The sequence below is a fragment of the Paenibacillus sp. FSL H7-0737 genome (assembly GCF_000758545.1).
In the GTDB taxonomy this organism is placed as follows: Bacteria; Bacillota; Bacilli; order Paenibacillales; family Paenibacillaceae; genus Paenibacillus_AQ.
The window spans coordinates 3,941,125-3,956,849 of record NZ_CP009279.1 but is presented as its reverse complement, the minus strand read 5'-3'; the positions used below and the strand labels follow the sequence as shown (position 1 = coordinate 3,956,849).

General features: G+C 43.9%; 12 protein-coding genes, 1 pseudogene and 1 other annotated feature. Of the genes and pseudogenes, 12 read left to right on the top strand and 1 reads right to left on the bottom strand.

Annotation, left to right across the window (positions count from 1 at the left end):
• The first annotated feature begins 16 nt into the window (after positions 1-16).
• The 6 genes from H70737_RS17140 (at position 17) to H70737_RS17115 (ending at position 6,919) form a co-directional block, all read left to right on the top strand.
• Positions 17-1,927, top strand: a complete 1,911-nt coding sequence (locus H70737_RS17140) for a polysaccharide biosynthesis protein (protein WP_042189086.1) — start codon at positions 17-19, stop codon at positions 1,925-1,927.
• Positions 1,928-1,930: 3 nt separating this feature from the next.
• A complete protein-coding gene (locus H70737_RS31280; protein WP_231573288.1) occupies positions 1,931-3,049 on the top strand; it encodes an LCP family protein in 1,119 nt (372 codons plus the stop codon).
• A gap of 24 nt (positions 3,050-3,073) precedes the next feature.
• The gene (locus H70737_RS17130) at positions 3,074-3,700 is read left to right on the top strand and encodes a sugar transferase (protein ID WP_156113132.1); all 627 of its coding nucleotides are present in this window, start codon (positions 3,074-3,076) and stop codon (positions 3,698-3,700) included.
• Complete coding sequence (locus H70737_RS17125) at positions 3,697-4,506, top strand: GNAT family N-acetyltransferase (RefSeq protein ID WP_042189084.1); 810 nt, start codon at positions 3,697-3,699, stop codon at positions 4,504-4,506. The genes H70737_RS17130 and H70737_RS17125 overlap by 4 nt, the downstream gene beginning before the upstream one ends.
• 77 nt (positions 4,507-4,583) lie before the next feature.
• On the top strand, positions 4,584-5,693 hold the full coding sequence (locus tag H70737_RS17120) for a GNAT family N-acetyltransferase (RefSeq protein ID WP_042189081.1): 1,110 nt from the start codon (positions 4,584-4,586) through the stop codon (positions 5,691-5,693).
• A 59-nt stretch (positions 5,694-5,752) separates the two neighbouring features.
• Positions 5,753-6,919, top strand: a complete 1,167-nt coding sequence (locus H70737_RS17115) for a DegT/DnrJ/EryC1/StrS family aminotransferase (protein ID WP_042189078.1) — start codon at positions 5,753-5,755, stop codon at positions 6,917-6,919.
• A gap of 4 nt (positions 6,920-6,923) precedes the next feature.
• Here the strand turns inward: H70737_RS17115 and H70737_RS17110 are convergent, their stop codons facing one another.
• The gene (locus H70737_RS17110; protein WP_042189076.1) at positions 6,924-8,570 is read right to left on the bottom strand and encodes a glycosyl hydrolase family 28-related protein; all 1,647 of its coding nucleotides are present in this window, start codon (positions 8,568-8,570) and stop codon (positions 6,924-6,926) included.
• Between the two features lie 195 nt (positions 8,571-8,765).
• Between H70737_RS17110 and H70737_RS17105 the strand changes: the two genes are divergently transcribed.
• From H70737_RS17105 to tyrS, 6 genes and pseudogenes are all read left to right on the top strand, one after another.
• Positions 8,766-9,710 (top strand): NAD-dependent epimerase/dehydratase family protein, encoded by a 945-nt coding sequence (locus H70737_RS17105; RefSeq protein ID WP_042189073.1) that lies wholly within the window; start codon positions 8,766-8,768, stop codon positions 9,708-9,710.
• 27 nt (positions 9,711-9,737) lie between these two features.
• Positions 9,738-10,856 carry an acyltransferase family protein gene (locus H70737_RS17100; RefSeq protein WP_052404327.1) on the top strand — a complete coding sequence of 373 codons (1,119 nt, stop codon included), beginning with the start codon at positions 9,738-9,740 and terminating at the stop codon, positions 10,854-10,856.
• Between the two features lie 355 nt (positions 10,857-11,211).
• Positions 11,212-12,267, top strand: coding sequence for an LLM class flavin-dependent oxidoreductase (locus H70737_RS17095; RefSeq protein ID WP_042189070.1), 1,056 nt, complete (start codon positions 11,212-11,214; stop codon positions 12,265-12,267).
• A gap of 81 nt (positions 12,268-12,348) precedes the next feature.
• Positions 12,349-13,028, top strand: a pseudogene (locus H70737_RS17090) (Crp/Fnr family transcriptional regulator).
• A gap of 112 nt (positions 13,029-13,140) precedes the next feature.
• Positions 13,141-13,953: a DNA alkylation repair protein gene (locus tag H70737_RS17085; RefSeq protein ID WP_042189067.1), complete on the top strand. Its 813-nt coding sequence runs from the start codon at positions 13,141-13,143 to the stop codon at positions 13,951-13,953.
• A 120-nt stretch (positions 13,954-14,073) separates the two neighbouring features.
• Positions 14,074-14,304, top strand: a binding site (T-box leader).
• A gap of 139 nt (positions 14,305-14,443) precedes the next feature.
• Entirely contained in the window at positions 14,444-15,703 is a 1,260-nt protein-coding gene (gene tyrS / locus H70737_RS17080) for a tyrosine--tRNA ligase (protein WP_042189064.1), read from the top strand.
• The last annotated feature ends 22 nt before the right edge of the window (positions 15,704-15,725 follow it).

The window sequence follows — 15,725 nt, the reverse complement described above, 5'->3', positions numbered from 1 at the left end:
TAGGGAGAAAGAAGTGATGAAAATGCGGATCGTCCGTTTGGTCATGTTGGATGCAGGGATTATTGCGGCTTCAGTGTGGCTTGTGTTTTTACTTCGGTTTGATTTTCAAATCCCTGAGATGTACGTGTGGATGCTTCCGTGGGCAATATTGATTCACATTGCGGTGTATGCGGCCTTCTCATTTGGATTCAAAGTGTATAACAATATCTGGCGATACACTGGAATGAGAGAGTTACTGCAGCTTCTAAAAGTGAGTGTATTAACCCTCGTTGGAGTGATTGCTGTCAACCTATCCACCCATGCAGTAATTCCTTCCTATCGACTACCGATTTCTATCTATTTTGCAGCGGGTTATGTGTTTCTGGGCATAGTTGGATTACGAATGGTTAAACGTCTTCTAAATGATGGATTTGAGACAACGGGTGTGAAGGATGCCTTCGAAGGTAATCTTCTAGTCGTTGGGGCTGGTAAAGCAGGAATCCTCGTTACGAAAGATATCAAGCATTCAAGGTTCAAATTTATGCATCCGGTCGCTTTCATTGATGATGATGCATCCAAACAAAAGCTGGAAGTAATGGGGCTGCCGATTGTGGGTAACCGAAATTTCATTCCCGAGGCCGTGAAACAGCTGGACATTGCGTTCATTATTATTGCCCTCCCGACAGCGCCACATAACGACTTAATGGAGATTATTGAGATCTGCAAATCAACAAAAGCACAGATTAAGCTAATGCCTAGTATGACAGAAATTTTGGACGGGAAAATGGCAGTCAATCGAATTCGTGAAGTGTCCGTAAATGATTTGCTGGGTAGAACTCCTGTTGAGATTAATACTGAAGAGATTCGTGAGAATTTAGGGAGTGAGTGTATTCTCATCACGGGTGCAGGAGGCTCCATTGGCTCAGAACTGTGCCGTCAGCTAGCTGCGTATCGTCCGAAGGAAATGTTGCTGCTTGGTCATGGTGAGAACAGCATTTACCTGATTGAACAAGAGCTACGCCAGTTATATCCCGATCAGAAGATTCAACCGATCATAGCTGATATTCAGGATGTGTCGCGGATCGATAGTGTTTTTCAGAATTTCCGACCTACGATTGTGTATCACGCCGCTGCGCATAAACATGTGCCCCTTATGGAGATGAATCCGGTGGAGGCGGTAAAGAACAACGTTATCGGAACAAGGAATGTAGCGGAAGCGAGTGCCAAATATGGTGCTAAGCGGTTCATTCTGATCTCTTCGGACAAAGCGGTTAATCCAACAAGTGTCATGGGAGCTACAAAGCGAGCGGCAGAAATGATTATTAATGATCAGAATTCATCTAGCAAGACGGTTTTTGCTGCTGTCCGTTTCGGTAATGTTCTCGGTAGTCGGGGAAGTGTTATTCCGTTATTCAAAAGACAGATCGAGAGTGGTGGCCCGGTTACGGTTACCCATATGGATATGGTGCGGTATTTCATGACGATCCCTGAAGCAGTGCAATTGGTTATCCAGGCGAGCGTACTGGCACAAGGTGGCGAGGTGTTCGTGCTTGATATGGGTAAGCCGGTTCGGATATACGATCTAGCAAGAGATTTAATACGTCTGTCGGGCTTAGAACCCGATAAAGATATCCCTATCGTGGTCACGGGCATTCGTCCCGGAGAGAAATTATTTGAGGAACTCCTGACAGAAGAGGAGGGATTGATGGTCACCAATAACTATCGCATCATGATCAGCCGGCCTCAAAGTGTTTCCAGATCCGAATTGAATTTGGTCCTTGGTGTGCTGGAGAATTTGTGCAAACGGTACGAATTTGTACCAAGCAGTTATCAGATTAAGAAATTATTAAAGCAGCTTATTCCAAGCTATTCGGGCTTTCAGGAAGAACCACAGGTGGCTACTCATGAGCTTGAACGGATCAAATCCGAAGTTCATGCGGGGATCTAAGTGATGAAGTCGTTTATGAGTAGATGGAACAAGAAATTGCGTTTGCGTGGCAAGAGTGACAAGGAATTCACAAGAAAGCAAATAGTCATGCGGCGAATTGGAAGATTCGCCCTGATTGGTTTTCTGATTGTGATTGTAATTGGTGGCATTTGGATTAGAGGGGTATTAAATGCTGAGCAGCGATTTCAAAAGGCTGCCCTTAATCCATTAACGATACCTAACTCTAAAATTTCTGCAGTACCTGTGGGGAAGACGCAGTCGGATGGGACTACGAAAAGTCCAGCAAATTCGGATGGCGTGGTACTACCATCGACTGAACCAGCAGCATCGCCAGAAGCAACCGATAAAAAAACTTCATCCTTTAATGTTGTATTAATTGGAACAGATACGTGGGGTGGGGAAATCTCGCGTGCAGACACGATCATGGTTGTGCATGTAATGCCGGAACAGCGGAAGGTGAACATCGTCTCTGTACCGCGCGATACAAGGGTGTATGTACAAAATGTTGGATACACCAAAATTAATCATGCTCATATTGTTGGTGAGTCCAAAGGTGGGAATGAGCAAGGAACGTTGACGCTCATTCAAGCGGTGAGCGACTTTATGAATATTCCCATTCATCATTACATCAAGACGAATTTCTCTGGAGTTCGTGATTTCATCGATTCAATCGGTGGGATCGACATGGTAATCGATCAGGATGTCACAATAACCCCAGAGATTACCATCAAAAAAGGCGAACAGCATTTGGATGGTGTGCATGCTCTCTACCTTGCTAGGGCGCGTTACTCTACTCCGAACGGTGACTTTAGTCGTCAAGAGGAGCAATTCAATATCGTTAGAGCTGTGGCCAATAAGCTGTTGAGCCCTGAGCATCTTCCGGATCTGGCGGGATTATTGCTCCATGAAAAGAAAGACATTATTGATACAAGCTTCAGTGACAGTGATTTGCTCAGCTTAGCTTGGTTATTCAAGGGAATAACTTCCGAGGACTTTAAGTACGAGCAGATTCCAGGCAACAACAGTTTTGGTTCTGATCCGCTAGTCAGAACTAAGGTGTACTACTGGAGTGCTGATTTAAAACAGGTGAACTCACTGAAGGAACGTCTTTTTACGGATTAAGAGAAAGGCGGGAGGAGTACTAACATGTATCGCCATATGAAACGAGGCTTCGATCTTGTGGGAGCGATCGTTATGTTGTGTATATTTAGTCCAGTCATGGCTGTGGTGGCGTTGTTAATTCGAATGAAGCTTGGAAGCCCAATCTTGTTCAAGCAGCAACGACCAGGGCGGGGAGAGAAACCCTTCTTTATCTACAAATTTCGGACCATGGCTGAACTGTATGACACGCAGGGTCAGCCGTTACCAGATGAGCGACGATATATCAAATTTGGCGGAATCATCCGGAAGCTAAGTCTGGATGAACTACCACAATTGGTGAATGTTGTGAAGGGAGAAATGAGTCTGATTGGTCCAAGACCCTTACTCATGCGTTATAGCCCATACTATTCCGAACAGGAGAGGTTGCGTTTCTCAGTAAGACCAGGAATTACGGGATTAGCACAGGTTTCAGGACGCAATACTTCGTCGTGGAAAGACCGGCTTTCGTATGATGTCACCTATGTCGAGAGTTTAAGTTTCAGACTTGATGCGCTGATATTATGCAAGACCGTCTTGAAGGTGATTCGCCAAGATGATGTTGTAGCCAATCCAGGTCGGCATAGCCTGCCTCTGGATGAGTATAGGCTGAATAAAAAGGAGGGCCAGGCATGAGTGTGCAGTTTAGACCGCTGCATGAAGACGATATACATCATGCATGCCGGCTCTTGAAGAGCAATTTACCGGAGCATGTGTACAATCAAACGATATTTGCTTGTACGGGTTATCCAGCATATCTACAAGCGGCTTGTAAGTGTGGAGGTCATTCGGCCACGTTGTTGATTGGAGCCTATCTTGGAGAAGTGCTCATTGGATTCGCAGAATGGCGAAGAATGGAACAAATATTGGTTCTGAATAATTTAAACGTGGATGCGGCGTTTCGCAAAGACGGTATTGGCGGAATGCTCATGGCGTATGGAGAGAAATTAGCCAAGAGGGACGATATTAAGAAGTTGGTACTGGATGTGTTCTCATGGAATGAACAGGCTCATGCTTGGTACCTTCGCCTTGGCTTTGTAGAAGAAGGACGTACTTATTGGTATGTGAGGGATCTGGATCGTTCATTAACGGCTAGCGCAGATGTTATTGCTGCTGGAGCGGATATAGATGATGAAGAAGTGAATTACATTATTGATGATTACCCAATGGCAGAGGCACATCATCTAAAATACGGATTTTCTTCATTTAGGATTAGAACGAAGCAGAAGACTTCAGTTGTGGGTCGGCTCGGCGAGCAGTATTTTCGCATCCAACTGCAAAGTGGAGAGTGGGACGGTGGGTATCCACTAACCGATGTGTTACTCGACCTTGACCGGGAGAGAAAGCTGTTATTGCTTTCATCCGATGCATTCTTACGAGAGAGAGACCAAGCGCTAAGCTTAAGCACTGAAAGTATACGTATGATCAAGATATTGGATTAGCAGCGAATGCTTCCGAAGTCAGTTTTGTCGAAGTACCTCAAGGAAGCGTCGTTAACATAACTTTTAGGTGGTGACGTATGAGTGATTTCATTGTGCTTAATAGCGCGCATTCTGAAGAATGGGATGCTTATTTGAATCAGATGGATTGTAAGGATATCTATTTTTCTGCAGATTTTTTTCGGCTGTTTGAGGATGATGATCATCAACAGGCAGAACTGTTTGTTTTTAAGCAGGGTGAGAAGCTCATCATTTATCCTTACTTACTTCGCTCCATTAGCCATCTTCCAGCAGTCATCCAGCTGGGACTTGAAGGAGAATGGTATGACATCAGCACACCTTATGGATACGGGGGGCCGATATCTAATGTGCCAATAGGAGCGGAACGAACAGAGTTGTACCGAAAATTCAGTGAAACGTTCACAGATTACTGCAGAGAGAAAAAGATCATGACCGAGTTTGTAAGATTCCATCCTTTTATAGGCAATGCCACTGAATACCAAAAAGGGCTTACTACGGAGCTCAATCGGAATACAGCTTACATGGATTTGACAGTTGGCTCAGAGTCAGTGCTAATTCAGAACTATGGCAGCAATCATAAAAGAAATATCCGTAAATTAAAGTCAGCTCCATTCACCATTCGAAAGTCGGATCTTAAGGATCGGATCGAGCCTTTCATCGAGTTATATTACGGGACGTTAAATGATTTACAAGCAGATCCCTTTTATTATTTCCCTCGAAAATTTATAGAAGATACAAGCCTTTTGCCAGACGGACGGGTAGTGCTGTTTGAGGCGATGGATGGGGAGAGGAGTGTAGGGGCAAGTATTATACTTCTTGATCGACCATGGATGCATTATCACTTATGCGGTTGGGACCGAGCTTATCTGCAGTGGTCACCTACCAAATTTCTCATCCACGCAGCAGCCGTATGGGGGATGGAGAATGGATACGAAAAATTCCATCTCGGTGGGGGATATAAGGGGAATGACGAGCTGTTTCAGTTCAAGCTAAGATTCGCTACTCAATTAGAACCACTAGACTATTACTTAGGTAAGCGAATATTTTTCCCCGAGGTGTATGATCGAATGATAGCACTCTGTGACTCTGGGGTTGCGGGGAATTACTTTCCGCTCTACCGGCATCCATCTCTCTTGAATCAAAATATCATGGACCACGCTCTGAAGTAAGTCAATAAGATATGTATTCCATTTGGATTAAAACATCCAAATGGAGAAAGGAGCAAGGCATGAGTATCCATCAACCACGCATTCTACCACGAATCTTGTTATCCCCACCACATGTAAGTGGACGTGAACAGGCTTATTTGGAGGATGCAATTCACTCTGGCTGGATCGCTCCCATCGGACCGCAAGTCGATGCTTTCGAGCGGGAGATGGCCGACTATACAGGTTCAAAGGGTGCACTTGCGTTAAGCTCTGGAACAGCAGCAATTCATCTTGCACTACGTCTTGCTGGCGTTTCTCAAGGAGATTACGTGATTTGTTCGACGCTCACGTTCGTAGCTAGTGCCAATCCTATTTTATATTTAGGGGCTACACCTGTATTCGTAGACTCAGAACCAGAGACATGGAATATGTGTCCACTAGCCTTTCAGCGGGCCTGCCTGGATTTGAATGATAGAGGGATACTGCCTAAAGCAGCTGTTGTTGTCAATTTGTACGGACAGAGCGCAGACATGGAACCAATTGTAGAAATCGCGAATCGTTACGGTATTGTTTTAATAGAAGATGCTGCGGAATCCCTCGGTGCCTTTTATCACGGAAAGGCCAGTGGTACTTGGGGCCGCTTCGGAATCTATTCTTTCAACGGGAATAAAATTATTACAACCTCAGGTGGAGGTATGCTTGTATCGGATGATACCGATGCATTAGATCAAGCCCGTTTCTGGTCTACCCAAGCACGTGACACTGCTCCACACTATCAGCATTCCGAAATGGGTTATAACTACCGGCTAAGTAACCTTTTGGCAGCCATAGGACGAGGGCAACTGGAGCTACTTGAGGAAAAGGTCGAACGACGTAGATATATTTCTCAAGTGTACTCAGATCGATTGGGATCCATTCCGGGTCTTCATTTCATGCCGGAAGCGCCAAATTGTCGCAGTACACGCTGGTTAAGTGCGCTAACGATTGATGAAGAAATCGCAGGCTTCTCCGCTAATCAACTCTTAAAGTGCCTGGAATTCAACAATATAGAAGCTAGACCTGTATGGAAACCACTACATTTGCAACCTCTGTTCGAGAACGCCTTCTATTATCCATACATGGAGGGACATAGTGTATCTGATCAATTGTTCACAAAAGGTGTATGTCTACCTTCTGGTAGCTCTTTATCGGATGATGATCTGGTACGCGTAATGGATGCGATAGAGTCTTGTATTCAGAACCGCTGAAAAATTACTTAGCAATCCATCCGTTAGCACCAGTGCCGCTTTCCTTCACATAAAAAGTGGCTTTCGCTACACCATCTGTTCGCATAGCCAGACTGCCAATCGGAGCGGTAATCGTTCCCTCAGGCGATCCTTCCACGATAAATACTGCAGGAAGTAATGTTCCACCAACGAGTCGGACTGCCCGTTTGAAGTTGCCATAGGTAGAGAACCATTCAGTTAAAGCATACGGATTATACAAGGTACCAAGAGAAGTACCCTGCATGGCAACCAATGTTTCGAATTCTAGAATGCGTTTTACCTTTACAGAACGGGTATCAAACACTGCTACATTGTTCAGGTGCAGGAAGGGTTTAGCTGCACCATAAGATGACGCTAGCACGACTTGATTGGTCCCGCTGTTACGGACAATCATATTGTCAACAGTAACCATCGCGTCAGACTCTGTTGTGAATAATTGTAAGGTACTGCCCGTTAAGTCCTGTGCATCTATCGTCCCCACATAAAGATCTCCTCCGTCGATTCGGACTCCGCTTGCTAAGGTGGAACCCGAGCCGTACATCCCTAACGAGCCGATATGCAATCTTGGTTTTCCTCCAGCAGCATTAAACGCAGCGTAGATCGCAGGGCCGCCGATTCCATCGAACTTTGCGCTTCCGATATCAATAAATTGTGAATAGATCGTTTGTAGACCGTAATTAGCTTTATGATCCGTCGAGCGAATAGATAAATGGTTGATTTTTAGCGTCAATCCATAGGACAGCAATGCTGGACTTACTGATCCACTTACACGCATATCTAGTGAACCGATGTCGAGAGTCCAGAGTCTCGTTATCTCATCTGAAAGCCCAGTTGTCATATCATTGCCGAAACCAGTTGTTGTCAAAGAGTCGAATCGCTGATAAAAGCTACGCGTTCCCTTGAAGATGTCTGGTTCTACATCGAGTGAATTGGCGCCATTAAACCCAGGTGCACCACCGCGACTGTTATTTAATACCGCTCTGTTGACATGAAGCTGGTCTACAAAATGGACTACAAAGTTCTTTCGACCAGCCGTTTCACAGTACGCATATCCGATATGCACATTAACGGATGGGATATCTTCTGTCCCTCCAATGAAAATATTATCACCATAGCAATCATGAGAGTACACCGATTCGATCGTTATATTTTGCGAAGAAGAAATGAACAAGCCATGAAGTTGATCGTTGACGGCTGTTTTAACAGTCGAAGCACTTCCGTCTATTTCGAGGCTGCCGGATATCGTGATGTTTGCGGCATTTAACATAACAAGAACTCGAGTATCCGAAGGTGGGTTAGGGGCAAGCACCAATTTTGAGCCGGCTTCAAAGCTTAGGTTAGTTCCGGTTGGAATACGAAGACACCACCAATCTAGGACTGAAGGGTTACGCATGTGGCCGGAAGAGACTTTATATACACCAGGCGGAAAAATAACAACCTTGCGTTTGGCATTTCCAGCATTAATTGCATTTTGAATCGCGACGGTGTCATCTTTGGTACCATTCCCTGTAGCTCCATAAGATCGAACATTCACGTAACCGTTAGTTTCAGGATCTAATTTAATAGAAGTGACTGCTCCGTCCGCAATAACGGACGTTGTTACAGAATTATCTGGAATAGGTGCAGTTGCCATATACTTCACTCCTTTATTTTTTTGATTTGAAATATAAGGCTAAGTTTCACGTTATAAATCATCCTTATATTTCTACGAGTAACGGTTGTCGTCCATAAAGGATGACAACATCGTTTCTTCTTAAGTATTTTATGTGAACTTTTCTACAGATGCACGGTACAAAGAGCACTTTACAGGACGAAAGGAGTTTTTTATTTGAAGGTATTAGTAACTGGGGGGCTTGGTTTTATTGGGTCACATGTTGTTGACCGGCTTATAAGAGAGGGGATCGAAACTGTAATTGTAGATAATTTATCGGGTGCTTCCGGCTCATTCTATAGAAATCCTTCCGCTCTTTTATATCCGTACGACATTCGGGACGAGACACTGGGTGAAGTCTTTATCCGTGAGAAACCGGATGTGGTTATTCATCTGGCTGCACAGATTGACGTAAGAGAATCTCAGCGCAATCCATTGTTTGATGCGAATGTGAATATTGTTGGCACACTTAACGTCCTGCGGATGTGTGAGGCGCATCAGGTTGAAAAGATCGTGTACGCCTCGTCGGCCGCTGTATACGGTAATCCTGAATATTTGAGCATTGACGAGAAACATCCCTTAAATCCTGAATCTTGTTATGGGGTATCAAAAAGTGTTCCTGAGTCTTATATTCGGATGTTTGCCAGCATGCATGGGCTGAAGTACACCATTCTTCGTCTTGCGAATGTATATGGACCTCGACAAAGCTCGCATGGTGAAGCTGGTGTCGTTTCGATTTTTCTGGATCGCATAAAGCAAGGCAAGGAGCTTGTGATTTATGGGGATGGAGAACAGACCAGGGATTTTGTCTACGTTGAGGATGTTGCACAGGCGTTTGTAAATGCGGCTTGTACAGATGAGAATGCGGATAATCAGATCATAAATATTAGCTGCGGGGTGGCGACCTCCATTAATACGATTGTAGAGATGATAGGCGGTATTACAGGTCGGGAATCCCAGACAACCTATGAACAGGCTCGACCGGGAGATATTCTTCACAGCTACTTAAACAATAGTAAAGCAAACGAGTTGATGTCCTGGTCTCCTCACCATGATCTTCACCAGGGACTCAAGAAGACGATTGCAGCCCGATTGACTGTAGGCAGTGCTGTGGACCATTAATCGCAAATATCGAAAGGGGTTATCCCCATGGAACGAAAATTAAATTCGGAAATGTTTGTTCTACGAAGTATAGCCTGCTTAAGTATAGCGCTGTTACATGCTTTATATCGAGTCTATGACGATGGGAACACGCCTTGGGTAGAGTCAGTGGGTCTACTGCTTACATTTGGCACACCGGTATTCGTATTTATCTCGCAATTCGTATTGTCTTTTGCATACCCGGACGGAATTCCCGCGAAATTTTGGGAGAAACGGATCAAGTATATTTTGCTTCCTTACTTTTTTTTCGGAGCTTTGTACGCAGGGTTAAAAGGATTGGATATGGCGAGCAGTGAGGGGATTCCGCTTCTTCAAGCTTTTTGGTACTTTCTCTGGCGTCATTGGTTACTTGGCGATTTTCATGGCTACTTTATCCTAATTATCTTTCAGTTTTATGCCTTGTTTCTCTTATTTCAAAAGCATGCCAAAAAATTCACTCCACGCTCTATACTGATTGCGTCATTCGTTATTAATGTGGTTTACTTAGGTTTTTTCAATTTCACCAAACCCGTAGATACGGTAGCTGCTCAATATATTTGGGATAAATTGTATTGGGTTTTCTCTCCGGGGTGGATTTTCTACTTTACTGTGGCTTATTACTTGGGGCGAAATGAGGCTTGGTTCCGGGAAAAATTAAAACAGTTCCGTTTAGCTGTCTACGTGCTTCCAGTTGTAACAGGCGCGTTTGTGCTATTCGTGAATGAGCAAGGCTGGATAACGGCACATAGTTCCAAGAGAATTGATATGTTACTTTTCGCCATGAGCATGATTCTACTACTCTTCACAGTGGCTTCTGCATTGAAAAAAGTGCCGCGTGTGCTGGAGTGGGGCAGTAGATACTCCTTCGGCATATATTTGCTTCACCCGTTGTTGTTGGCTTTATTCGTCAAACTTCCTTCTTCGTTCGGGTTGCAAAACCTTGGACTATTCAGTGTGCTTCTCCAATTTGTCGGATGTGTGGTAGGATCGGCGATCATCATGAACATAGCGAATCGTATTCCAGGCGGAGCCTTTGTGTTCGGTCGAGTCGGTATTGGAATCAATCAGAGAAAACCCCCGAAACCGCTGGATAAGCCCCTAAGCTCGAGTATAGGGAACATGAACTAGTTAAAAAATAGACCACTAAACTTCCGTTTTTCAGGTGATTAGTGGTCTTTTAATATTGTCTTGGCTCTTACATCGCACTAGTTTCGGACCGTATAGTTCTTATTTCCATAAAAACACACATTTTGGTATTGGTTTTGAGCAAAAAGCAGCATCTGAGTCCGATAATCTCGCAAAATGGCCAAAACCATTAAAATAAGGGCTCCTCAGACCGATCAATAATCGAGGGGATCTGAAATAGTTGGAATTATCGGTGAATCCTATTATAATGGGTTTCTTGATTAAATGTAATTATGAATATTCAAACATTTACATCCAGAGAATAATGCATCGTGCAGAACTTTAGGAGGAAACGAGAGTGGAACTTGGAATAAGTACCTTTGTCGAGACAACGCCCGATGTCCAAACGGGTGAGACAATAAGTCATGCAGAACGACTACGTGAAGTAGTGGAGGAAATTGTACTTGCCGAAGAGGTGGGACTAGATGTATACGGAGTGGGCGAGCATCATCGTAATGATTATGCGGCTTCATCACCTGCGGTTGTGTTAGCGGCAGCTGCATCGTTGACTACGAAGATTCGGTTGACCAGTGCCGTGATGATCCTGTCTTCAGCAGATCCCGTACGTGTATTTCAAGATTTTGCAACGCTAGATGGCATTTCGAATGGACGTGCAGAAATTATGATCGGCCGCGGTTCGTTTACAGAGTCTTTTCCTTTATTCGGCTATGATCTGAAAGATTATGAAGAACTCTTTAATGAGAAGCTGGAATTGTTATTAGCCATCCAAAAGTCGGAAAAAGTAACCTGGAGTGGCAAACACCGAGCGGCCATAAACAATTTGGGGATTTACCCGCGTCCGGTTCAAGATCCGTTACCGATTTGGATTGGGAGTGCAGGTAGTCCAGAATCTGCGATCCGCACTGGAGCATTAGGTTTACCCTTTGTATTAGCTATTATTGGAAATGTTCAACCGCTTGATTATGCGAAGCATGTGCAGCTCTACAAAAAAGCAGCGGCTGAAGCCGGATATGATCTTTCAAGCCTGCCTATTGCCTCACACTCACACGGGTTTATTGCTGAGACTAATGAGTTAGCACTGGAGAAATTTTTCCCTTCAACGCATGCTCGGACCAATGTGCGGGCGAAGGAAAAAGGGACACCCCCATACCATCGTTCCGATTATGATGCAGCATGCAGCTTTGATGGCGCTTTGTATGTAGGTGATCCAGAAACCGTTGCGAACAAAATCATTCATCTTCGCAAGCATGTTGGAATTACGCGATTCTTTTTACATATGCCCCACGGTACAATGCCTCATGATGATGTTATGCAGGCGATTAGACTGCTGGGAACAGAAGTAGCTCCTCGTGTTCGTGAAGAAGTAGCACGCTGGGAAGCAAGTAATCTTTAACGAATAAGCTGCGTCCTTAGGACGTGGCTTTTTTTGTGCGGTATACTAAAATAACGAATAACGTTATATAAGGGAGGAGCAATGGAGACTATTCATTATTTATCTCAATTCAATTTGCTTCAATCGTTAGCGCTGGAAGATCTAATGGAAATGGAAGAGTTAACTCGAATAACAGTAGTCCCGAAAAATACATATATCCAGACACCGACAACTTCTCTGAAGGATTATTTTTTGTGAAAAAAGGAAAGGTGCGTTTATACCGATTGAATGCGGATGGGAAGCAGTTTACTTCGGATATTCTGAGTGAGGGTAATGTTTTTGGTGAAATGAACGTGATTTCGTTTGGAACCAAAGATCATTACATTGAAGCCATGGAAGAGTGTCATATCTGTACAATTGATCCTGTAAGATTTGAAGATTTCGTAGCTACTCGACCTAGATTTTTGATGTCGTTAATGCAAGTATTGAGCGATCGTATAAAAAGTATGAGTCAGTTAACTCAAAACCTAGCCATCGGAAATCTGCATGATAAAATATTGTGTGTTCTTTTAAAGCTATCGGATCAACTAGGCGTTAAAAGTGAGGATAATTATTATAAAATCAATGTTCCACTATCACATCAAGAAATCGCCAATTTGATTGGTGCGAGCAGAGAAGCGGTTACTGTGGCATTGCAAGAATTGGTAAAAGCTGAGGTGCTTCAGACTGGGTTCAAAACTATACGTATCCATCATGATAAGATTTTGGAAAGAAATTTATAAAGATTATGAGCTGTAAATGAGATTACATCTTTATGGTTAGAAATACCCGTATCCTAGATAAAAGAAGAAGGTTATCCAAGCCTTTAAAATCATAGGTGAAGGGAAGATTTATATGGAGCATAGGAAGGGAGCTCGAAAAGTTAGCGATATTCCTGCTGATGTTGTAGGGCTATTGCATAAAGGACAATTACAGACTGTAAATCTAACGGAATGGCTTGCTGTGGACCATATGGTCTTGATAGAAAATGTACTGGACGAGCTAGGTTTTGGACAGAAATCCGAACCAATTTTACAAAGGCTTCGCGATTCATCGGAAAAGAAAATCATGAAGCTCATACCGGCTATCGCGCGGGAGTGGCAACAGGTATTGGAGTGCAAATCAGAGGTGGAACAAGTCCGAGTATTCTCAGCATTAGCACAGCATCGTTCCGATAGTGTCCGCTGTTGGACTGCCTATATGATCGGTCTAAATCAATCTTTAAGTCTATCGCAAAAGCTAATGGATATCCGTCCCTTTGCAGCGGATGATCATTTTGGGGTACGTGAGATTTCATGGATGGCTTTAAGGGAATCGGTCATTGCAGAATTGGATGAATCCATTAAGTTCTTAGAGAGCTGGGTTCATGATCAAGATACGAACATAAGGAGATATGCAATCGAATTGACGCGGCCACATGGGGTATGGGCGAAGCATATTACTGCGCTAAAAGAAAACCCAGCAATAGCACTTCCATTATTAGAACCACTTAAGTCAGATCCGGCAAAATACGTTCAGGATTCTGTAAGTAATTGGTTGAACGATGCGAGTAAAAGCAATCCAGACTGGGTGCAACAGCTTAGTGAGAAGTGGTTAATTTCTTCGGATTCCAAGGAAACGAAGCGGATTGTAACACGGGCAACAAGGAGTATTACTGATCTACGTTGAAAATGAAGTAATACCTTAGCCCTCTAGTAGTGCATCACAGCAGGAGTGTGTCTCGGCATTCTCAGCTTAAGATGTTGACATTGAAGAATTATTTCACTATACTGGCTGTAATCTTATATACGATATACGTTGAAGAAGCCCAGTAGTAGCTTAGTCCCTGTTTCAGAAAGCCGGGGGTTGATGAAACCCGGTACACACTAAGAGTACGAATTACACTTTGGAGTATCTCGGCTAACACCGAGCGGAATGGCGAACGATATCTCGTCACGAGTGGCATCAATGCTGTGTTTTAGCATTAGCGTTTCATTGGTGCAATCTGGGTGGTAACACGGTTATTCAATCGTCCCTATGTCTACAATAGACAAGGGGACGATTTTTTTGTTTTTAAATATAAGGATTTATAAGTTTCTCTTCATCAACTATCCTTATATTCGCTTGGCGGACTGATGATTCGTTATAGGATATCTACTACTTTAAGGGGTGTTAGGCAATGAATATTATCGATGAACTAGAATGGCGCGATGCCATCAATCAACAAACCGATGCCGAAGGGCTTAGAGAATTGACCAACCAGAAATCCGTTTCGGTGTACTGCGGTGTAGACCCGACGGGTGACAGTATGCATATTGGTCACTTGATTCCGTTCATGGTACTCAAAAGATTCCAGCTTGCAGGACATCGTCCGGTTATGCTAATTGGCGGTGCTACAGGTACGATAGGTGATCCAAGTGGACGACAATCCGAGCGTTCATTGCAGACACTGGAGCAAATCCAAGCTAACGTAGATGCGCTTACCGCACAAATGAAAAAGCTGTTCGTTACTGATGGCGACAATCAAATTCGTATGGTGAACAACTACGATTGGACGCATAAAATCAATGTGATCGAATTTTTGCGTGACTATGGTAAGAACTTCAGCATCAATTCGATGCTTGCCAAAGATGTTGTAGCGAGCAGATTGGACAGCGGAATTTCCTTTACTGAATTCTCCTACCAAATCCTGCAATCCCTAGATTACCTGCATCTGTACCAGCATGAAGATGTGCAGCTCCAAATTGGTGGCTCCGATCAATGGGGCAACATTACAAGCGGTCTGGATCTGATCCGTAGAAAAGAAGGACCTGAAGCAAAAGCATTCGGTCTAACGATCCCGCTTATGTTGAAAGCTGATGGAACAAAATTCGGTAAATCAGCTGGAGGGGCAATCTGGCTCGATCCAAACAAAACGACTGCGTTTGAGTTCTACCAGTTCTGGGCGAACACTGATGACCGTGATGTTGTGAAATACTTGAAGTACTTTACATTCCTATCTAAAGAGCAAATTGATGCACTTGCGGAAAAAGTACAGACTGAACCGCATAAACGCGAAGCACAAAAAACACTTGCTGAAGAAATGACCAGATTCGTGCATGGTGAAGAATTGCTGGAGCAGGCTAAACGTATTACTGCTGCTCTGTTCAGCGGAGATATCAAATCCCTGACTGCTGATGAGATCGAGCAAGGCTTCAAGGAAATGCCGACCTACGAAACTACACTGGAATCTAAAAATATCGTAGAGTGGTTGGTTGATCTCGGTATCGAGCCGTCCAAGCGTCAAGCACGTGAGGATATCACCAAAGGAGCAATCTCCATGAATGGTGAGAAAGTTAGCGACGTAGCTCTGGATGTTACAGCTAGCGAAGCTATCGGGGGCCGGTTTATCATTATCCGTAAGGGTAAGAAAAACTACAGTTTGGTGAAATTGTCCTAATAATAAGAGCCTTCCTTATGAA